The following is a 20,174-nucleotide window of genomic DNA, read 5'->3' on the forward strand; positions in this document are numbered from 1 at the left end:
TTTATTTATACAGGTATATTATGGGTTTGACAACAAGGGGCTTCGGTTTTTTAACGTTTTACCGTCCAGTTTACGGTTTCACCGGCCAGGAATGGGATCAGCGTGTCATCCGTCAGCGCAATGGACTCCTCAACGTGGCTCGCTTTACGCTCCAGTTCAATGAAGGAGTCATTGACCGGCAGGCCGTAGAAGCGCGGGCCGTTGAGGGAGCAGAACGCTTCGAAATGTTCCAGGGCGTTCATCTCTTCAAATACGGTCGCGTAGCTGGCAAGTGCCGTTGGGGCGTTAAAACAGCCTGCACAGCCGCAGCTCGCCTCTTTACGATGGCGGGCGTGAGGCGCGGAATCGGTGCCAAGGAAGGCGCGGGAGAACCCGCTGGCAACCAGCTCGCGCAGCGCCTGCTGGTGGATGTTGCGCTTGAGGATGGGCAGGCAGTACAGGTGAGGGCGCACCCCGCCCACCAGCATGTGGTTACGGTTAAACATCAGGTGCTGTGGCGTAATGGTGGCGGCGATAAGTTCATTGCCGTCACGTACATACTCTGCTGCGTCTTTGGTGGTGATATGCTCAAAGACCACCTTAAGCGCTGGCAGACGCTGGCGCAGAGGCTCCATCACGGTTTCGATAAAACGCGCTTCACGGTCGAAGATGTCAATCTCGGCATGCGTCACTTCACCATGGACCAGCAGCGGCATGCCCAGTTTCTGCATGCGTTCCAGAACCGGCATGATGGCATCAATGCTGGTGACGCCGTGGCTGGAGTTGGTGGTAGCATTCGCCGGGTAGAGTTTCGCCGCCGTGAATACGCCTTCGTTAAAACCGCGCTCCACTTCGTTCGGATCCAGTGAATCGGTCAGATAGCAGGTCATCAGCGGGGTAAAATCATGCCCCTCGGGAATGGCATCAAGGATGCGCTGGCGGTAGGCAATCGCGGCATCGACGGTGGTGACTGGCGGAACCAGGTTAGGCATAACAATCGCGCGGCCATAAATTTCGCTGGTATAAGGCACGACGGTTTTCAGCATATCGCCATCACGCAGATGGATATGCCAGTCGTCAGGGCGGCGGATTTTAAGAACCTGGGGTTGTGCAGTCATGGAAGCTCCGGCTTGTCAGGAATCAGTCATAAGGATGGCTGTTTTTGCCGGACACAAATCATAAGCGGAAACGTTTTCGTTTGCACACTTTTCCGTAAAAAAAAGGGCGCCGCAGCGCCCTTCAGGTTAATCGGTGAAAGGAATGATAATTTCTCCCGGTTTCACCTCTATGCCTTTTGCATATTTTTTCGCCAGAGCTTCACCCTTGCTTTTGTCTTCACTTAAGACGTACGCGGGCTGCTGGTTAAAATAGTTACGCAGCGACTGGTTCAGATAGGGCATCAGGGTTTGCAGAACCGGCGCCATCTTGTCCGGAGAAACCTGCGCATCGACGACTTCCATTTCCTGCAGGAAAATGGCCCCTTTCTCTTTATTGAAAACGGGCAGGGCCTTCAGCTTGAGCTTGATGTTGGCTTTCTGATTACCAAAGAGGGATGACATATCGAGGTCCGCATCACCGGCCAGGGTGACTTTGTTTGGCTCTTCCCGCCCAATCTGGCTGGTCAGATTCGTGAGCACGATATGCGCGTCCGCAAGCCCCGGTACGCCAATGTCTTTAGAAAAATTGTTATGTTTTTCCAGCGCCTGATTAATTTCCTGCTCACTGACGGTATATTGCGTGAGCTGGTTACAGCCAACCAGCAGACCGCTGACAATTAATGCAGCAGCAAAGACAATTTTCTTCATAGTGTTCCTCAACGAAAAATCGGCGCTTCTGTCCTGTTACGCCAGTATGTCAGTGTGAAATAGCAGAAACCAGCAGAAAAAACTGAGAAGTGGGGCGGGAGAGATTCCCGCCCGAGGAAAAGGCTATGCGCCGGGTTCGAGCATACCGCTCGCGCTGCGTTTCGGGCTGAACTGCCACCACAGGGCAAGGAGCGTCATAAAGCCCACCGCGCCGAGCATCATCCAGGGGAGCTCGGGTTGATGTAACGCTTTGCCGGCATCAAACAACCAGCCGCCGCCGGCGTAACCTAATGCGCCACCGAGGGCCAGCCCCAGCCGGCTGAACCCCATATAGCTGCCGCGGGCGCGTGCATCCGCGAGCGAGGCGCTCAGCGTTTCACGGGCCGGTTCGGCGATGATGGAGCCGATATAGAACGTGCAAATCAGCGTAAACAGCTGCTGAAGTGAGTTCACCAGGCCGATCGGCATCATGCTCAGCGTCATCAGGAACAGGCCAGCCATCAGGCGATGCTCGAGACGAAAACGCCGTTCGCTCCAGCGGGCAATCGGATAGAGCAGCGTCAGGGAAAGTGCGGCTTCAATGGCGTACATCCACTTAACGGCAGCAGGGGTACCTGCAATGTCGTTGACCATGATCGGCAGCATCAGCATGACCTGCACAGCAAGCATGTAATACCCCGTCAGGGTCAGTACATAGGTGACAAAACGCCTGTCGCGCAGGACGCGGCCAAGTCCTTCCCGGACCGGTGCTTTAACGGTCGACAGTTTCCACGCCGGCAGGAACATGCCGTTAAACAGCGCGCACAGGATAAAGAGCACCGCGCCAGCCGCACAGACCAGGCGGAAGTCATACTGCAGCAGCCAGCTTCCCAACAGCGCGCCGATAACCGCCCCGGCACTGTCCTGCATCATCAGGATCGAGAAGAAACGGCCGCGATGCTGCGGGCGAATCAACTTCACCACCAGCGCGGTGCGCGGCGGATCGAACAGGGTGCCTCCTATACCGGAGAGGAAGCAGGAGAACCAGAGCAGCCAGGGCTCCTGGGCAATCGCCATCGTGGCAAAGCCTGCCGCGCGGAGCAGCATGCCGGTGACGATCATCGGTTTAGCACCAAAGCGGTCGGCGATGGCACCGCCAAATACGCCCAGGCCTTGCTGAACAAACTGACGCAACCCTAGCGCGATACCGACCATCAGCGCCGCCCAGCCCATTTGATCGACGAAGCGAATCGAGATGAGAGGAAACACGACGAAAAAGCCGAGTACGACCAGCATGTTATCGACCAGCAGGAAATATTTACCCAGGCTCCTGGCCTGTGATACGCGGGACATTTTCCCTCCAGGGAAAATAGGATGGTGAGCACGCTAACATTCTGCGGTGTCGCTGCGTTTTTTCCCACCCCTGCACGTGACAATATTTTTTTATCAAAAGCGCGCTTTGATAGAGAGTTCTCATCGAAAAATGTGAAAAGCGGGCAAAATGGTATGTCACTGTTTTCACAGACGGCACAGGCGCAGGTATAGTAAAGCTAATGGGTAAGCAGAAGTGACGGGAAGGAGTGGTATCGATGTTTGGCTATCGCAGTAATGTGCCAAAAGTGCGTCTGACAACGGACAGGCTGGTCGTTCGTCTGGTGCATGAGCGTGATGCCTGGCGTCTGGCGGATTATTACGCCGAGAATCGCCAGTTTTTAAAACCCTGGGAACCCGTTCGGGATGAGAGCCATTGTTACCCTTCCGGCTGGCAGGCGCGCCTCAGCATGATTACGGAATTTCACAAGCAGGGCAGCGCGTTTTATTTCGCGCTGCTCGATCCTGAAGAGAAAGAGATTATCGGGATCGCCAATTTTTCAAACGTGGTGCGCGGATCGTTTCACGCCTGTTACCTGGGCTACTCCATTGGTCAGAAATGGCAGGGGCAGGGGCTAATGTATGAGGCGCTGACGGTGGCGATCCGCTACATGCAACGCACGCAACATATCCATCGTATTATGGCGAACTATATGCCGCATAATCAGCGCAGCGGGAATTTGCTGGCGCGTTTAGGGTTCGAGAAAGAGGGTTATGCCAAAGACTATCTGCTGATAGACGGAGAGTGGCGCGACCACGTTCTGACAGCATTAACCACCCGGGACTGGACTGCAGGTCGTTAAGGAGAAAAGATGAAGTATCAGCTAAACGGTACAGAAGCGCGCGTGATTGGGTGCTTACTTGAAAAACAGGTCACCACGCCGGAGCAGTATCCGCTCTCCGTCAACGCCGTGACCATGGCCTGCAACCAGAAGACCAACCGCGAGCCGGTCATGAACCTTAGCGAGGATGACGTTCAGGACGTGCTGGATGCGCTGGTAAAACGCCACTATCTGCGCACCGTGAGCGGCTTCGGCAACCGCGTCACCAAATACGAACAGCGGTTTTGTAATTCCGAATTTGGCGACCTGAAGCTGAGCAGTGCGGAAGTGGCGGTCATCACCACGCTGTTGCTGCGTGGGGCACAAACACCGGGCGAGCTGCGCACGCGAGCCTCCCGCATGCACGAGTTCGCGGATATGCAGGAAGTTGAACAGGTCCTGGAAGGGCTGGCCACACGTGAAGACGGCCCTTACGTGGCGCGTCTGGCGCGCGAGCCGGGCAAGCGTGAAAGCCGCTATATGCATCTCTTCAGCGGCGAAATTGATATTTCAGTTAATTCCATTATCACCGATGTTACTGATGGAAATGACGATTTGGCTGCCCGCGTGGACGCGCTGGAAGAAGAGGTCGCCGGGCTGAAACAGCGTCTGGATGCGTTGCTGGCACACCTGGGAGACTAACGGTGAAAAAATTACGTGTAGGCGTAGTGGGGCTGGGCGGGATCGCGCAAAAAGCCTGGCTACCGGTATTAGGTGCGGCGACGGACTGGACGCTTCAGGGGGCATGGTCGCCCACGCGCGAGAAGGCCGAGCGCATCTGCGAAACCTGGCGCATCCCGTATGCCGCCTCTCTGCAGGATCTGGCCCGCGAGTGCGATGCGGTCTTTGTGCATACCTCAACGGCAACCCACTATCAGGTGGTGAGCGAGCTGCTTAATGCGGGTGTCCACGTCTGCGTGGATAAACCGCTGGCTGAAAATGTTCAGGACGCGGAACGGCTGATTGAGCTGGCGGCACGTAAAAACCTGACGCTGATGGTCGGTTTCAACCGCCGCTTCGCGCCGCTTTACCAGCAGCTGAAGGCGGAGTCCGGCACGCTTGCCTCGCTGCGGATGGATAAGCACCGTACCGACAGCATTGGCCCAAACGATCTGCGCTTCACGCTGCTGGATGACTATCTGCACGTTGTGGATACGGCGCTGTGGCTCGCCGGCGGCAATGCGCATCTGCAAAGCGGGACGCTCCTGACGAACGAACAGGGCGAGATGGTCTATGCCGAACATCACTTCGCAATTGACCATCTGCAGGTAACGACCAGCATGCATCGTCGCGCGGGCAGCCAGCGCGAATGCGTTCAGGCCGTCACTGACGGCGCGCTGTACGACATTACCGACATGCGGGCGTGGCGCGAGGAGAAGGGGAATGGCGTGGTGACGCTCCCGGCGCCCGGCTGGCAGAGTACCCTGGAGCAGCGCGGTTTCGCAGGATGCGCCCGCCACTTTATTACCTGCGTGCAAAATCAGACGGTTCCTGAAACGTCCGGCGAGCAGGCCATTATGGCGCAGCGCATTGTGGAACGGCTCTGGCGCGAAGCCATGAGTGAATAACTCGCTGTAACATCTGCGGATAGTAATTCGTTGAAATCGGGTTAGACTAAGCGCCGCTTGTTGGCTTTGCCGGGTGGCGCTTTCGCTTACCTGGCCTACAAATCCGTATGGTTCTGGAAATTCACGTTAATGAACTTATTAAAATCGCTGGCAGCCGTCAGCTCGATGACCATGTTCTCCCGCGTGCTTGGTTTTGCGCGTGATGCCATTGTGGCAAGGGTCTTTGGTGCAGGGATGGCAACGGACGCCTTTTTCGTCGCGTTTAAATTGCCGAACCTCCTGCGCCGTATTTTTGCTGAAGGGGCGTTTTCCCAGGCGTTCGTTCCTATCCTTGCGGAATATAAAAGCAAGCAGGGTGAAGACGCGACGCGCATATTTGTTTCGTATGTCTCCGGGTTGCTGACGCTGGCCCTGGCCGTGGTAACCGTCATCGGGATGCTGGCCGCGCCCTGGGTAATAATGGTGACCGCGCCCGGTTTTGCCGATACGGCAGATAAATTTGCCCTGACCTCGCAGCTGCTGCGTATTACCTTTCCCTATATTTTGCTGATCTCGCTGGCCTCGCTGGTGGGAGCCATCCTGAACACCTGGAACCGCTTCTCTGTCCCGGCGTTTGCGCCGACGTTTCTCAACGTCAGCATGATCGGTTTTGCCCTGTTCGCCGCGCCGCACTTCAACCCGCCGGTGCTGGCGCTGGCCTGGGCGGTCACCGTGGGCGGGGTGCTGCAGCTGGCCTATCAGCTGCCGCATCTGAAAAAAATTGGCATGCTGGTGCTGCCGCGCATTAATTTAAAAGATGCCGGGGCGATGCGCGTTATTAAGCAGATGGGGCCCGCCATTCTTGGCGTCTCCGTCAGCCAGATCTCGCTTATCATCAACACCATCTTTGCCTCATTCCTCGTGTCCGGCTCGGTTTCCTGGATGTACTACGCAGACCGTCTGATGGAGTTTCCGTCCGGGGTGCTGGGCGTGGCGCTGGGGACCATCCTGCTGCCGTCGTTGTCGAAAAGTTTTGCCAGCGGCAATCACGACGAATATTGCCGCCTGATGGACTGGGGGTTACGTCTCTGCTTCCTGCTGGCCCTGCCAAGCGCAGTGGCGCTAGGGATTCTGGCCAAACCGCTGACGGTGTCGCTTTTCCAGTACGGGAAATTCACCGCGTTTGATGCTGCCATGACGCAGCGCGCGCTGATTGCCTACTCGGTCGGGTTGATGGGGCTGATCGTCGTCAAGGTGCTGGCACCGGGCTTCTATTCGCGTCAGGACATTAAAACGCCGGTGAAAATTGCCATTGTGACGCTGATTATGACGCAGCTGATGAACCTCGCGTTTATTGGCCCGCTGAAGCATGCAGGTCTGTCATTATCGATTGGTCTGGCGGCCTGTCTGAACGCCGGGCTGCTGTACTGGCAGCTGCGCAAGCAGGATATTTTCACGCCGCAGCCGGGCTGGGGGAGCTTCCTCGTGCGTCTCATCGTTGCGGTACTGGTGATGTCTGCCGCGTTACTTGGGATGCTGTACGTGATGCCTGAGTGGTCCCTGGGCACCATGCCCTACCGTCTGATGCGCCTGATGGCCGTGGTGGGGGTTGGGGTGGTGGCTTACTTTGCCACGCTCGCCGTATTGGGCTTCAAGGTGAAAGAGTTTGCCCGCCGTACGGCATAAACGCCAAAAGGGGAGTTCACCTTATGGTGCTCCCCGCTGCATGATTTGTCGGTTATGCTTCAAATCGAAATCTTTTTAACACCCGCAATGCGCGCAGTCGCTGTCTGACCATCCGCACCGTACAGTCCGGTTTCTTTATGCGGTTTCAACACCTCAAGCGCCTGCTGATTACGTTCAATCTGACCTTCCAGTAGCCAGCCGTTGTGCTGGTTAAGATCGCGCAGGTGCTGTGTTTTTTCAGTAATGGTCTGCCAGCGCTCAATAATATCGTCATTGGCGCTACGCTTAGGATCTTGCTCAGCGCGGCGCTGCTGCTCCAGATAATCCAGCGTCGCCAGAAGCGAACTTTTGTCTTCAGTAATACGCTGCAGCGCGCTGCCGTTGATGTGACCGGAAGAGAGATGCTGCTGTTCAGCGTCCATTACCGTTTTCAGGTCGTTCAGGACAACCGTCATTTGATCCAGTATTTCTGACAGTCGACTCATACGCTTAGTTACTCTGTAAGAAACTCTGTGCTTCCTGAATCAGGGCATCAGCGATCTTGCTGGTATCCATTTTCAGTTCACCGTTACGAATAGCCGTTTTCAGCGCTTCAACACGTTCCATGTTGATATCGTTGCTGCCTGGCTGCATCAGTTTTGCCTGAGCGTCGCTCAGGGTCACGCTGGTGCTGTTGGCCGTTGACGGTTTTTCCAGACGCGCTTTTTGCGGGGCAGCGTCATTCGTTTCGCGAGGCTGTACAGCGCTTACCGGCTTCAGGGCTGATGTACGATCAATGCTCATAGTGTTGTCCTCATCGAGGGTTCGCGGCGTTTGCGCCTGACATCATCATTAGTTGAATATTTATCGGCAAGCGCCGCGAAATCTTTAAAAAGATTATAGGTTAATCAGAATATTCCCATCAGCATCGACGGTTCCGCTCACCACCTGGCCTGAAGACATTCTGACGCGGGCGTTTTGCGCCACCGCGGCATTGTTTAATGCTTTCCCTTCACTGTTGATGCTAAAGCCCTCTCCGTTGGCCACGACCATCACCTGCTGGCCCGCTTTTACCCGCCATGCCTGACGCAGCATTGAGAGCTGTATCGGCTGGCCGGGCGCGACATCGCGCAGGCTGACGGCATCCTGTGCCTGATTTATTTCGAGCATGGTTCGTGGAGGCAACTGATCCAGACGCCCGCGTTTCAGCGTCACGCTGTTTGCCTGCAGCACGCTGCCGCGCGCAATGGGCACGGCGGCGACAACATAATTGCCCGTCGCCTGAACTGCAACCTGTAAATAGCGTTTTTCATTGGCGCAGCGTGCCAGCACGTTCACATTTCCCCACAGCTTGGTGAACCCCACCACGCTGAATGACGGCTGGTCACACGTCGGGTACAGATTCGGTGGCGTGCGCACGCTAACGGTAACGTCATCGCTAAAGCCTGCCAGTTTTTCAGCAAAAAAGGTCGTTAACTGCTCCTGTAAACCCTCAGCCTGCACCAGAGGGCTAAACAGCAAGAAAGTCGCCACCAGGCCACGTTTTAACGTTTGCATCGCAAGTTCCACCGTTTCCAGAGTTGAGTGAATTCTACCTGCAGTGGTTTTGCATCAACGGAATAAATAGCGACGCATTTTGCGCTTATTCCGTCGATAGGGGAGACCGGGTGAGATTTAAGCTGTGAACTGAAATTTTGCCATCAGCGGAGGAGACATGCTCGATAAACTCGACGCCGCGTTACGTTTTCAGCAGGAAGCGCTCAATTTACGCGCCCAGCGGCAGGAGATTTTAGCCGCCAATATCGCTAACGCCGATACGCCGGGGTATCAGGCGCGCGATATTGATTTTTCCAGTGAGCTCAAAAAGGTGATGGAGCGTGGACGTGCCGAAGGAACGGGTGTTGCACTCGCCATGACATCCTCTCGCCATATTCCTGCTCAGGCGATGACCGTGCCAGCGACCGATTTACTTTATCGCATTCCCGATCAGCCCTCACTCGACGGTAACACCGTGGATATGGACCGGGAGCGTACACAGTTTGCCGATAACAGCCTGAAATACCAGACGGGCCTGACCGTACTCGGCGGACAAATCAAAGGCATGATGAACGTCCTGCAGGGGGGCAACTGATAGATGGCCTTGCTGAATATTTTTGATATCGCCGGTTCGGCGTTAACCGCTCAATCCAAACGTCTGAACGTGGCCGCCAGTAACCTGGCTAACGCCGACAGCGTGACCGGACCTGACGGGCAGCCTTACCGTGCCAAACAGGTTGTCTTTCAGGTCGATGCTGCGCCAGGCGCGGCGACGGGCGGCGTGAAGGTTTCGGATGTGGTAGAGAGCCAGGCACCGGACCGGCTGGTGTATGAGCCAGGTAACCCGCTCGCGGATGCCAGCGGATACGTGAAAATGCCGAACGTGGATGTGGTGGGTGAGATGGTGAACTCCATGTCGGCTTCCCGCAGCTACCAGGCCAACGTCGAAGTGCTTAATACCGTGAAGAGCATGATGCTCAAAACACTCACTCTCGGCCAGTAAAGGAGACATGCATGTCCATCGCCGTAAATGTGAATGATCCTACGAACTCGGGTGTTAATAACACGAGCAGTTCGACAGGTTCTAACTCCCTGACGGGGAGTAACGCCGCCGACCTTCAGGGCAGCTTTCTGACGCTGCTGGTGGCTCAGCTTAAGAACCAGGACCCGACTAACCCAATGCAGAACAACGAACTGACCACGCAGCTTGCGCAGATCAGTACCGTGAGCGGCATTGAGAAACTGAACACCACCCTCGGTTCCGTCTCTGGCCAGATTAACAGCGCCCAGTCTCTGCAGGCGGCAAGCCTGATTGGTCACGGGGTGATGATCCCGGGTACCACGATCCTGGCGGGCACCAGCACCACCGATGGCAACGCCACCACGACCACCACGCCGTTTGGCGTTGAACTGCAGCAGCCGGCTGACAAAGTGACCGCGACGATCACCGACTCAACCGGCGCGGTGGTTCGCACCATCGAAATTGGTGAACTGAAGGCAGGCGTTCACACCTTTACCTGGGATGGCACCCTGACCGACGGCACCAAAGCGCCGAACGGTTCCTACAAAGTGGCAATCAGCGCCAGCAAAGGGACCACCCAACTGGTGGCACAGCCGCTGCAGTTCGCGCTGGTCCAGGGCGTAATTAAAGGTAGCGACGGCAACAAACTGGATTTGGGTACCTCTGGTACCACCACACTCGACGAAGTTCGGCAGATTATCTAAGCCCTAACACTTATCAGGAGTAAGTCATGGCCTTTTCTCAAGCGGTCAGCGGCCTGAATGCTGCGGCCACCAACCTGGACGTCATTGGCAACAACATTGCCAACTCCGCGACCTATGGTTTTAAATCCGGTTCTGCTTCCTTTGCAGACATGTTTGCCGGTTCCAAAGTCGGCCTCGGCGTGAAGGTCGCAGGTATCACTCAGGACTTCACCGACGGTACTACTACCAATACCGGTCGCGGTCTGGACGTTGCCATTAGCCAGAACGGTTTCTTCCGTATGGTCGATTCCAACGGTTCTGTATTCTACAGCCGTAACGGCCAGTTCAAGCTGGACGAAAACCGTACGCTGGTGAACATGCAGGGTATGCAGGTCACAGGCTATCCGGCAGCAGGCACCCCTCCGACGATTCAGACCGGTGCGAACCCTCAGGCTATCACCATTCCGAATACGCTGATGTCGGCGAAAGCCACTACTACCGCGGCGCAGCAGATCAACCTGAACTCAACCGATCCTGTGCAAACTGCCCCGTTCGATGCGACCAACTCGGATACCTATAACAAAAAAGGTACCGTGACCGTCTTCGACAGCCAGGGTAACGCCCACAATATGTATGTCTACTACGTGAAGACAGCTGACAATAAATGGGATCTTTACACGCAGGACGGCAGCGTAGCTGGTTCTACCGCGACGAAAGCGGCGCAGATGAACTTCGATGCGAACGGTAACCTGGCGGGCGTTTACAACTACAACGCTGCGGGTGTACTGAGCGCAACGCCAAACGCCACGCCGGCCATTAACATCACCACCGGCTCTGTCGGCGGTGCGACGGCGGCGACCTTCTCCCTCAGCTTCCAGAATTCCATGCAGCAGAACACCGGCGCGAACAGCGTTGTGAATACCACGCAGAATGGCTACAAGCCTGGCGATCTGGTGAGCTACGAGATCAACGACGATGGCACCGTGGTAGGAAACTACTCCAACGAACAGTCTCAGGTTCTCGGTCAGATCGTGCTGGCAAACTTCGCCAACAACGAAGGCCTGAAATCGGAAGGCGATAACGTCTGGTCTGCCACCCAGTCATCCGGCGTGGCGCTGTTAGGTACAGCGGGCACCGGTAACTTCGGCAAGCTGACCAACGGCGCGCTGGAGGCTTCCAACGTGGATATGAGTAAAGAACTGGTGAACATGATCGTCGCGCAGCGTAACTATCAGTCGAACGCGCAGACCATCAAAACCCAGGACCAGATCCTCAACACGCTGGTTAACCTGCGTTAAGCGGCTAACAGGAAAGCGCAATGGATCACGCAATCTATACCGCGATGGGCGCGGCAAGCCAGACGCTCAATCAGCAGGCCGTTACCGCCAGCAACCTGGCAAACGCCTCTACGCCGGGCTTTCGCGCGCAGCTTAATGCGCTGCGCGCGGTCCCGGTGGAAGGGCTCTCCTTGCCGACCCGTACGCTGGTCACCGCATCGACCCCTGGCGCAGATATGACGCCAGGGCAGATGGATTACACCTCACGCCCGCTGGACGTTGCTCTGCAGCAGGACGGCTGGCTGGCGGTGCAGACGGCGGACGGCAGCGAAGGCTATACCCGTAACGGGAATATCCAGGTGAGCGCGACGGGCCAGTTAACGATTCAGGGTCACCCGGTAATGGGTGAAGCGGGTCCGCTGACCGTGCCGGAAGGCTCGGAGCTGACTATCGCCGCGGACGGCACCATTTCGGCGCTGAACCCGGGCGATCCGGCCAATACCGTTGCGCCCGTCGGACGTCTGAAGCTGGTTAAAGCGGAAGGTAAAGACGTACAGCGTGGTGACGACGGCATGTTCCGTCTGACCCAGGCGGCTCAGGCGACGCGTGGTGCCACGCTACAGGCCGATCCGAGCATTCGCGTGATGTCGGGCGTGCTGGAAGGCAGCAACGTTAAGCCGGTAGCCGCCATGAGCGACATGATCGCCAGCGCCCGCCGTTTTGAAATGCAGATGAAAATCATCAGCAGCGTGGATGAAAACGCGGGCAAGGCTAACCAACTTCTGGCTATGAGTTAACAGGACTCCTTATGATCAGTTCTTTATGGATCGCGAAAACTGGCCTGGACGCCCAGCAAACCAATATGGACGTAATTGCCAACAACCTGGCAAACGTGAGTACCAATGGTTTCAAGCGTCAGCGCGCCGTTTTCGAAGATTTGCTTTATCAAACCATCCGCCAGCCGGGTGCGCAGTCTTCTGAACAGACGACGCTGCCGTCAGGCCTGCAGATCGGTACCGGCGTTCGTCCGGTCGCCACCGAGCGTCTGCACAGCCAGGGGAACCTGTCTCAGACCAACAACAGCAAAGACGTGGCGATCAAAGGCCAGGGCTTCTTCCAGGTGCAGCTGCCTGACGGGACCTCTGCCTATACCCGCGACGGCTCGTTCCAGGTCGATCAGAACGGCCAGCTGGTAACGGCGGGCGGCTTCCAGGTTCAACCTGCGATCACCATTCCGGCGAATGCCCTGAGCATTACCATTGGACGTGACGGCGTGGTCAGCGTGACTCAGCAGGGACAGGCCGCGCCGGTTCAGGTTGGACAGCTCAACCTGACCACCTTCATGAACGATACCGGTCTGGAAAGCATTGGTGAGAACCTCTACACCGAAACGCAATCCTCCGGTACGCCAAATGAGAGCACCCCGGGCCTGAACGGCGCGGGCCTGCTGTATCAGGGCTATGTTGAAACCTCCAACGTAAACGTCGCGGAAGAGCTGGTGAATATGATCCAGGTCCAGCGCGCGTATGAAATTAACAGTAAAGCAGTGTCGACGACCGATCAGATGCTGCAGAAACTGACGCAACTCTAAGGTGTAGTCCGGTGCGGTAAACGCCGCACCGGCTCCCTGTTTTCGAAGATGAAGGCAATGCAAAAAAACGCGGCGTTTCGTTATCCGATACTGACTGTTCTGGCTGTCACCCTCAGCGGGTGTGCTTTGATCCCGTCTAAACCATTGGTCCAGGGTGCGACGACTGCCCAACCCGTTCCTGGCCCCGCGCCAGTGGTAAACGGCTCCATTTTCCAGACCGCGCAGCCGATTAATTACGGCTATCAGCCGCTGTTTGAAGATCGCCGCCCGCGTAATGTCGGCGATACATTGACCATTGTGCTGCAGGAAAACGTCAGCGCGAGCAAAAGCTCGTCGGCGAATGCCAGCCGCGATGGCAAAACGAATTTTGGCTTCGATACCGTACCGCGCTATCTGCAGGGCCTGTTCGGCAATGCGCGTGCTGATGTCGATGCCTCTGGCGGCAACACCTTCAATGGTAAAGGCGGCGCGAACGCCAGCAATACCTTCAGCGGCACGCTGACGGTCACGGTTGACCAGGTGCTGGTTAACGGCAACTTACACGTTGTGGGTGAAAAACAGATCGCCATCAACCAGGGCACTGAATTCATTCGTTTCTCGGGCGTGGTTAACCCTCGCACCATCAGCGGCACCAACACCGTTCCGTCCACTCAGGTGGCGGATGCGCGCATTGAGTACGTCGGTAACGGCTATATCAATGAAGCGCAAAATATGGGTTGGCTGCAGCGCTTCTTCCTTAATTTATCGCCGATGTAAGCGAGGTGACCCATGTTTAAATCGATCTTCGCCGTGGCGCTCGCGCTGGTGGCAACGTTTGCCCAGGCTGACCGTATTCGCGATCTCACCAGCGTCCAGGGCGTACGTGAGAACTCGCTGATTGGCTATGGCCTGGTGGTGGGGCTGGATGGTACCGGTGACCAGACGACCCAGACGCCCTTCACGACCCAAAGCCTGAACAACATGCTCTCCCAGCTCGGCATTACCGTGCCGGCGGGAACCAACATGCAGCTGAAAAACGTGGCCGCGGTGATGGTCACCGCGTCCTACCCGGCGTTCGCGCGTCAGGGGCAGACCATTGACGTGGTGGTTTCCTCAATGGGTAACGCCAAAAGCCTGCGCGGCGGTACGCTGCTGATGACCCCGCTGAAGGGCGTCGACAGCCAGGTGTATGCGCTGGCGCAGGGTAACATTCTGGTCGGCGGTGCGGGTGCATCCGCAGGCGGAAGCAGCGTGCAGGTGAACCAGCTTAACGGTGGACGTATCACCAACGGTGCGATCATTGAGCGTGAACTGCCTACCCAGTTTGGCGCGGGCAATACCATTAACCTGCAGCTCAACAATGAAGACTTCACGATGGCCCAGCAAATTGCCGATACCATCAACCGCAGCCGCGGCTACGGTAATGCAACGGCGCTGGATGCGCGCACCGTGCAGATCCGTACCTCCACGGGCAGCAGCAACCAGGTGCGCATGCTGGCAGATATCCAGAATATGGAAGTGAACGTTCCGGTACAGGACGCCAAGGTGATCATCAACTCCCGTACCGGCTCGGTCGTGATGAACCGGGAAGTGTCGCTGGACAGCTGTGCCGTCGCGCAGGGTAACCTCTCCGTGACGGTAAACCGCTCTGCGAACGTGAGCCAGCCTAACACGCCATTTGGTGGCGGTCAGACCGTAGTGACACCGCAAACGCAGATTGATATGCGCCAGAGCGGCGGCTCACTGCAGAGCGTTCGCTCCAGCGCCAACCTGAACAGCGTGGTGCGCGCCCTGAACGCTCTGGGGGCAACGCCGATGGACCTGATGTCCATCCTGCAATCCATGCAAAGCGCGGGCTGCCTGCGCGCCAAACTGGAAATCATCTAATGCTGACCGATAGCAAACTGTTGACCAGTGCAGCCTGGGATGCCCAGTCGCTCAACGAACTGAAAACCAAAGCAGGCAAAGACCCGGCGGCGAATATCCGCCCGGTCGCCAGCCAGGTGGAGGGGATGTTTGTACAGATGATGCTGAAGAGCATGCGTGAAACCCTGCCGAAAGACGGGATGTTCAGCAGTGATTCAACGCGTCTCTACACCAGCATGTATGACCAGCAGATTGCGCAGCAGATGACCGCCGGGAAAGGCCTCGGTCTGGCTGACATGATTGTGAAACAGACCGAAGCCGCGCAGGGTATTCAGCCTCAGGATCGGCCGGAGCAGGTGCCGATGAAGTTCGACCTGGAAACGGTGACCAGTTATCAGAACCAGGCCCTGACGCAAATGGTGCGTAAAGCCATACCTAAAGCGACGGACAGTGGCGATGAGCCGCTCTCGGGTGACAGCAAAGACTTCCTGGCGCAGCTTTCTCTGCCTGCGCGCCTTGCCAGCCAGCAGAGCGGCGTGCCGCATCACCTGATTCTGGCGCAGGCCGCGCTGGAGTCGGGCTGGGGTCAGCGCCAGATCCGCAAGGAAAACGGTGAGCCGAGCTTCAACATCTTCGGCGTGAAAGCCACTTCCAGCTGGAAAGGGCCGACGACGGAGATCACCACCACCGAGTACGAGAACGGTGCGGCGGTGAAGGTCAAAGCAAAATTCCGCGTCTACAGCTCTTATCTGGAAGCGTTGTCCGATTATGTGGGCCTGCTGAGCCGCAATCCGCGCTATACCGCCGTTACGCAGGCGGCGACGGCGGAGCAGGGGGCGCAGGCTCTGCAAAATGCGGGCTACGCGACCGACCCGAACTATGCGCGCAAGCTCACCAGCATGATCCAGCAGCTGAAATCCATGGGCGAGAAGGTCAGCAAAGCCTATAGCACAGATATTGAAAATCTGTTCTGAAAGTTCTCAAGTCCCGGTGGAGGTTGCCGATAACCTTCATCAGGACTCGTGTCTGAACGTATAAAAGGAACCCCCATGTCCAGTTTGATTAACAGCGCCATGAGTGGCCTCAGTGCTGCGCAGTCGGCACTCAATACCGTCAGTAATAATATTTCAAGCTACAACGTGGCAGGTTACACCCGCCAGACGACCGTGCTGGGTGCCTCTAACAGCACGCTGACCGGCGGCGGCTGGGTGGGTAACGGGGTGTATGTCTCCGGTGTCCAGCGTGAGTATGACGCTTTCATTACCAACCAGCTGCGTGCCGCACAGACGCAGAGCAGCGGTCTGACGACGCGCTATCAGCAGATGTCAAAAATCGACGATGTGCTCTCTGACTCCACCAATTCATTGTCGACCACGCTGCAGGATTTCTTCAAAAGTATGCAAACGCTGGTCAGCAACGCTGAAGATCCGGCTGCGCGTCAGACGGTGCTCGGTAAAGCGGATGGTCTGGTCAATCAGTTCAAAACGAACGACCAGTATCTTCGCGACCAGGATTCTCAGGTCAATACCGCAATAGCGTCAAGCGTTGAGCAAATTAACAACTACGCAAAACAGATTGCGAATCTGAACGATCAGATCTCCCGTTTGACCGGCGTAGGGGCGGGTTCATCACCAAACGACCTGCTCGATCAGCGCGATCAACTGGTTAGCGAACTGAACAAAATCGTGGGAGTTGAAGTTGCAGTCCAGGATGGCGGCACCTATAACGTCTCCTTTGGCAACGGTTACAGCCTGGTGCAGGGCAGCAAAGCGAACCAGCTGGCGGCGGTGAAATCGAGTGCCGATCCGAGCCGGACGACGATTGCCTTCAGCGATGAGGTGTCCGGCAATATCGAAATTCCTGAGAAAATGGTCACCACCGGCTCTCTGGGCGGATTATTAACGTTCCGCTCTGAAGATCTGGATAAAGCGCGTAATAACCTGAACCAGCTGGCGCTGGCCTTTGCGGATGCGATGAATAAGCAGCACGAAGCCGGATTTGATGCCAATGGTGATGCCGGCGGTAAGCTGTTCGACTTTGGCTCGCCGTCCGTTGTGACCAACAGCCGCAATACCGGTACGGCCGTAATGACGGCCTCGGTGGCAGACAGCACGAAAGTGCAGGCGACCGATTACAAATTGCAGTTTAACGGAACGGACTGGACCATTACGCGTTCGGACAAAACCAGCTTCACCATGGCTCCGGACGCGAGCGGCAATCTGTCCTTTGATGGCCTGAATGTCAACGTGAGCGGTACTGCAAACACAAAAGACAGTTTCATCCTGAAGCCTGTTTCTGACGTCATCGTCAATATGGAACTTAAGTTCAAGGATGAATCAAAGCTGGCAATGGCTTCGGCAAGCAATGGCGGTGAAAGCGACAACCGCAACGGTCAAAAGCTGTTGGATCTGCAAAACAGCAAGGTGGTTGGCGGAAATAAAACGTTCAACGATGCGTATGCTTCTCTTGTCAGCACGGTCGGGAGCTCAACGGCAGCACTGAAAACCAGTAGCGAAACAAAAGCGAATGTGGCGACGCAGTTAACCAAACAGCAGCAGTCCATTTCCGGGGTCAACCTCGACGAAGAGTATGGCAATTTGCAGCGCTATCAGCAGTATTACCTTGCCAATGCGCAGGTATTACAAACGGCCAGTGCACTCTTCGATGCAATTATCAATATCCGCTAAGGCTGAGGTGAAGAATGCGTATTAGCACCCAGATGATGTACGATCAGAACATGCGGGGTATCACCGATTCTCAGGGCAAGTGGCTGAGCTACGGTGAACAAATGTCTACCGGAAAACGCGTCAATCGCCCGTCTGACGATCCTATCGCGGCATCGCAGGCTGTAGTTCTGTCACAATCGCAATCCCAGAATAGCCAGTTTGCGTTGGCGAGAACGTTCGCCTCGCAAAAAGTTTCTTTGGAAGATAACGTGCTGAGTCAGGTTAACGCTGCGATAACCAGTGCGAAAGAGAAGCTCGTCAATGCGGGAAATGGAACGCTAAGTGATGACGACCGCCTGTCTCTGGCGAGTGACTTGCAGGGTATCCGCGACCAGCTCATGAACCTGGCAAACTCGGCGGATGGTAATGGCCGTTATATTTTTGCTGGCTATAAGACCGAAGCACCGCCCTTTGATGCCGCTACCGGTGATTACAATGGGGGGACGCAGGCCATTTCTCAGCAGGTTGATACCGCCCGTAATATGGTTATTAGCCATACCGGTCAGCAGATCTTTGAAAGTATTACCAGTAATGCTAAAGAACTTCCTGGCGGCGGTTATGGTGAGACGAATATGTTCAAGATCCTCGACACGGCAATTTCCGCCCTCAAGGTTCCAGTTGATAACGACTCCGCCGCGGCTGAAGTGCAGAATAAAGCTATTTCTGATGCGCAGGTCGGCATTACCAATACCCAGAATAATGTCCTTACCGTTGTGGCGGATGTGGGTACCAAGATGAATGAACTGGAAAAACTCGATAACCTGGGTGACGACCGCGCGTTGGGGCAGACCCAGCAGATGAGCGACCTGATCGATGTTGACTGGAACAGCGCGATTTCGTCTTACATCATGCAGCAGGCGGCCCTGCAGGCCTCTTATAAAGCGTTTAGCGATATGCAGGGCATGTCCCTGTTCCAGCTGAACAAATAACATCTTGACCTCTTAGAACATGTCTTGAAACTGGGCATGTTTTACTGCCCAATCCGTCTGGATTGGGCATTTTTTTTATGCGGCTTCTGCCGGTGCGGAGGCAACGCGCGCGCTTTCAATCAGACGGATGGCCAGCGCAATGACGCCACAGGCCGTTGCCAGCGCGACCACGCCCGTCCAGCCAGCCAGCGAGTAGATATTGCTGCCTAACGCTGAACCCAGCGCCATCCCGATAAACACCACCGTAAAGAGCAGGGCATTCAGGCGACCGCGCGCCTGCGGCTCAAGGCTGTATACCAGGTTCTGATGCGCGACCAGGCTGGACTGCAGGCCCAGATCGAACCCGACGGCGGAGAGGGCGATCAGAATCAGCTGTCCATGGACCCCCAGCGCGGGCATCAGGAACATCAGGGCGAAGGAGACGGTTACCAGGACTGCACCAAGCTGCGTGACTTTTCCCGCACCCAGTTTGTCCGCCAGCCCCCCCGCCAGCGGAGCAGCTAGCGCACCGGCGGCACCTGCAATACCAAAGCCCCCCGCGACGGCACTACCAAGGTGATAGCGTTCCAGCAGCATGACCGCAAGGGTAGACCAGAAGGCGCTGAAGGCAATCGACAGAAAACCCTGAGCCAGCGCCGCGCGGCGCAGGGCCGGGTAACGACGCCACAGATGTTCCATTGAGCGCAGCAGCGCCGGATAGCTCAGCGTGGAGTGAATGGCAAAGCGGGGAAGCACAAACCACATCATCACCCCGATGAACGCAATGCTCGCCGCCGCCAGCTGGTACATGACGCGCCAGCCAAATGCCTCGCCCACCACGCCGCTCACGGTTCTTGATAATAAGATACCCAGCAGCAGCCCGGTCATTACCGTGCCCACGGTTTTCCCCTGTTTGCCTTCCGGGGAAAGGATTGCCGCGGCGGGGACGATATCCTGTGCCATGGTGGCGGCCATGCCGATGAGCAGGCTTGCCAGCAGCAGAGAATGGAGCTGTCCGGTCAGGCTACAGCCGAGAAGAAACAGCGCCAGCGCGGCACTTTTAATCAGGATTAACGTCCTGCGGTCGTGGCGATCGCCGAGCGGTAGCAGGAACAGGATGCCGAGCGCGTAGCCTGCCTGAGTCAAGGTGGGCACCAGCCCCATGCCTTCAATGCTCAGATGAAGATCGGCGCCCATCAGCGGCAGAAGGGGCTGCGCGTAGTAGATTGATGCCACGCTGAAACCAGCCCCCAGGGCCAGCATAAAAATCACCCAGCGGCTTGCAGCGTGGGGAGTAGTTGTTGTGTTCATACGTTGTTCCTCATTCGTCGTGTGAGGCTATTTTTTATCAGTACGCCTTGCGACGGTAGCGGGCCCGGTGGTAAAACGCTTATACGTTGGACGTATAAGTGAAAATGCG

22 protein-coding genes are annotated in these 20,174 nt (G+C 56.4%); 15 read left to right on the forward strand and 7 right to left on the reverse strand.

Translation table 11 applies throughout. The annotated features are described in order from the left end of the window. Window positions 1-50 precede the first annotated feature (50 nt). The 3 genes from pyrC to mdtH all read right to left on the reverse strand — a co-directional run bounded on the left by pyrC (window position 51) and on the right by mdtH (window position 3,116). Window positions 51-1,097 carry a dihydroorotase gene (gene pyrC, locus AC3WOK_RS01835; protein ID WP_059311045.1) on the reverse strand — a complete coding sequence of 349 codons (1,047 nt, stop codon included), beginning with the start codon at window positions 1,095-1,097 and terminating at the stop codon, window positions 51-53. 126 nt (window positions 1,098-1,223) lie between these two features. Beyond that, window positions 1,224-1,784: a lipoprotein gene (locus tag AC3WOK_RS01840; protein ID WP_047349013.1), complete on the reverse strand. Its 561-nt coding sequence runs from the start codon at window positions 1,782-1,784 to the stop codon at window positions 1,224-1,226. Between the two features lie 123 nt (window positions 1,785-1,907). Then, window positions 1,908-3,116, reverse strand: coding sequence for a multidrug efflux MFS transporter MdtH (gene mdtH / locus AC3WOK_RS01845; protein WP_063431610.1), 1,209 nt, complete (start codon window positions 3,114-3,116; stop codon window positions 1,908-1,910). A 236-nt stretch (window positions 3,117-3,352) separates the two neighbouring features. Between mdtH and rimJ the strand changes: the two genes are divergently transcribed. The 4 genes from rimJ to murJ all read left to right on the forward strand — a co-directional run bounded on the left by rimJ (window position 3,353) and on the right by murJ (window position 7,188). Next, window positions 3,353-3,937 (forward strand): ribosomal protein S5-alanine N-acetyltransferase, encoded by a 585-nt coding sequence (rimJ, locus tag AC3WOK_RS01850; RefSeq protein ID WP_008500822.1) that lies wholly within the window; start codon window positions 3,353-3,355, stop codon window positions 3,935-3,937. Window positions 3,938-3,946: 9 nt separating this feature from the next. Continuing rightward, window positions 3,947-4,597, forward strand: a complete 651-nt coding sequence (locus tag AC3WOK_RS01855; protein ID WP_492353828.1) for a YceH family protein — start codon at window positions 3,947-3,949, stop codon at window positions 4,595-4,597. Between the two features lie 2 nt (window positions 4,598-4,599). Continuing rightward, window positions 4,600-5,523: a Gfo/Idh/MocA family protein gene (locus AC3WOK_RS01860; RefSeq protein WP_492353829.1), complete on the forward strand. Its 924-nt coding sequence runs from the start codon at window positions 4,600-4,602 to the stop codon at window positions 5,521-5,523. Window positions 5,524-5,652: 129 nt separating this feature from the next. After that, window positions 5,653-7,188, forward strand: a complete 1,536-nt coding sequence (murJ, locus tag AC3WOK_RS01865; RefSeq protein ID WP_492353830.1) for a murein biosynthesis integral membrane protein MurJ — start codon at window positions 5,653-5,655, stop codon at window positions 7,186-7,188. Window positions 7,189-7,247: 59 nt separating this feature from the next. Here the strand turns inward: murJ and flgN are convergent, their stop codons facing one another. From flgN to flgA, 3 genes are all read right to left on the reverse strand, one after another. Beyond that, the gene (flgN, locus tag AC3WOK_RS01870) at window positions 7,248-7,673 is read right to left on the reverse strand and encodes a flagella biosynthesis chaperone FlgN (protein WP_008500818.1); all 426 of its coding nucleotides are present in this window, start codon (window positions 7,671-7,673) and stop codon (window positions 7,248-7,250) included. A 4-nt stretch (window positions 7,674-7,677) separates the two neighbouring features. After that, window positions 7,678-7,971: a flagellar biosynthesis anti-sigma factor FlgM gene (flgM, locus tag AC3WOK_RS01875; RefSeq protein WP_047349008.1), complete on the reverse strand. Its 294-nt coding sequence runs from the start codon at window positions 7,969-7,971 to the stop codon at window positions 7,678-7,680. Between the two features lie 93 nt (window positions 7,972-8,064). Then, window positions 8,065-8,724 (reverse strand): flagellar basal body P-ring formation chaperone FlgA, encoded by a 660-nt coding sequence (gene flgA / locus AC3WOK_RS01880; RefSeq protein WP_047349007.1) that lies wholly within the window; start codon window positions 8,722-8,724, stop codon window positions 8,065-8,067. A 157-nt stretch (window positions 8,725-8,881) separates the two neighbouring features. Here flgA and flgB point away from each other — a divergent pair, with 157 nt between their 5' ends. The 11 genes from flgB (at window position 8,882) to flgL (ending at window position 18,775) form a co-directional block, all read left to right on the forward strand. Further along, window positions 8,882-9,298: a flagellar basal body rod protein FlgB gene (flgB, locus tag AC3WOK_RS01885; protein WP_492353831.1), complete on the forward strand. Its 417-nt coding sequence runs from the start codon at window positions 8,882-8,884 to the stop codon at window positions 9,296-9,298. Window positions 9,299-9,301: 3 nt separating this feature from the next. After that, complete coding sequence (flgC, locus tag AC3WOK_RS01890; protein WP_008500814.1) at window positions 9,302-9,706, forward strand: flagellar basal body rod protein FlgC; 405 nt, start codon at window positions 9,302-9,304, stop codon at window positions 9,704-9,706. 11 nt (window positions 9,707-9,717) lie between these two features. Further along, window positions 9,718-10,428, forward strand: a complete 711-nt coding sequence (flgD, locus tag AC3WOK_RS01895) for a flagellar hook assembly protein FlgD (RefSeq protein ID WP_059311037.1) — start codon at window positions 9,718-9,720, stop codon at window positions 10,426-10,428. Window positions 10,429-10,454: 26 nt separating this feature from the next. Further along, window positions 10,455-11,705, forward strand: coding sequence for a flagellar hook protein FlgE (gene flgE / locus AC3WOK_RS01900; RefSeq protein WP_047349004.1), 1,251 nt, complete (start codon window positions 10,455-10,457; stop codon window positions 11,703-11,705). Between the two features lie 20 nt (window positions 11,706-11,725). Continuing rightward, a complete protein-coding gene (locus AC3WOK_RS01905) occupies window positions 11,726-12,481 on the forward strand; it encodes a flagellar basal body rod protein FlgF (RefSeq protein WP_029740347.1) in 756 nt (251 codons plus the stop codon). A gap of 11 nt (window positions 12,482-12,492) precedes the next feature. Continuing rightward, entirely contained in the window at window positions 12,493-13,275 is a 783-nt protein-coding gene (gene flgG, locus AC3WOK_RS01910; RefSeq protein ID WP_008500810.1) for a flagellar basal-body rod protein FlgG, read from the forward strand. A 57-nt stretch (window positions 13,276-13,332) separates the two neighbouring features. Beyond that, window positions 13,333-14,031: a flagellar basal body L-ring protein FlgH gene (gene flgH, locus AC3WOK_RS01915; RefSeq protein WP_023335267.1), complete on the forward strand. Its 699-nt coding sequence runs from the start codon at window positions 13,333-13,335 to the stop codon at window positions 14,029-14,031. 12 nt (window positions 14,032-14,043) lie between these two features. Next, window positions 14,044-15,141 carry a flagellar basal body P-ring protein FlgI gene (locus AC3WOK_RS01920; RefSeq protein WP_029740346.1) on the forward strand — a complete coding sequence of 366 codons (1,098 nt, stop codon included), beginning with the start codon at window positions 14,044-14,046 and terminating at the stop codon, window positions 15,139-15,141. After that, window positions 15,141-16,094, forward strand: coding sequence for a flagellar assembly peptidoglycan hydrolase FlgJ (flgJ, locus tag AC3WOK_RS01925; RefSeq protein ID WP_492353832.1), 954 nt, complete (start codon window positions 15,141-15,143; stop codon window positions 16,092-16,094). Before AC3WOK_RS01920 ends, flgJ begins: the two co-directional genes overlap by 1 nt. Window positions 16,095-16,169: 75 nt before the next feature. Then, window positions 16,170-17,807, forward strand: a complete 1,638-nt coding sequence (gene flgK, locus AC3WOK_RS01930) for a flagellar hook-associated protein FlgK (RefSeq protein ID WP_492353833.1) — start codon at window positions 16,170-16,172, stop codon at window positions 17,805-17,807. Window positions 17,808-17,821: 14 nt separating this feature from the next. Then, complete coding sequence (gene flgL / locus AC3WOK_RS01935) at window positions 17,822-18,775, forward strand: flagellar hook-associated protein FlgL (protein ID WP_492353834.1); 954 nt, start codon at window positions 17,822-17,824, stop codon at window positions 18,773-18,775. A gap of 75 nt (window positions 18,776-18,850) precedes the next feature. Here flgL and AC3WOK_RS01940 read toward each other — a convergent pair whose 3' ends face one another. Beyond that, window positions 18,851-20,065 carry an MFS transporter gene (locus AC3WOK_RS01940; protein WP_492353835.1) on the reverse strand — a complete coding sequence of 405 codons (1,215 nt, stop codon included), beginning with the start codon at window positions 20,063-20,065 and terminating at the stop codon, window positions 18,851-18,853. Window positions 20,066-20,174: the final 109 nt, after the last annotated feature.

It is taken from the genome of Enterobacter sp. FW301-JW81, from assembly GCF_058788735.1.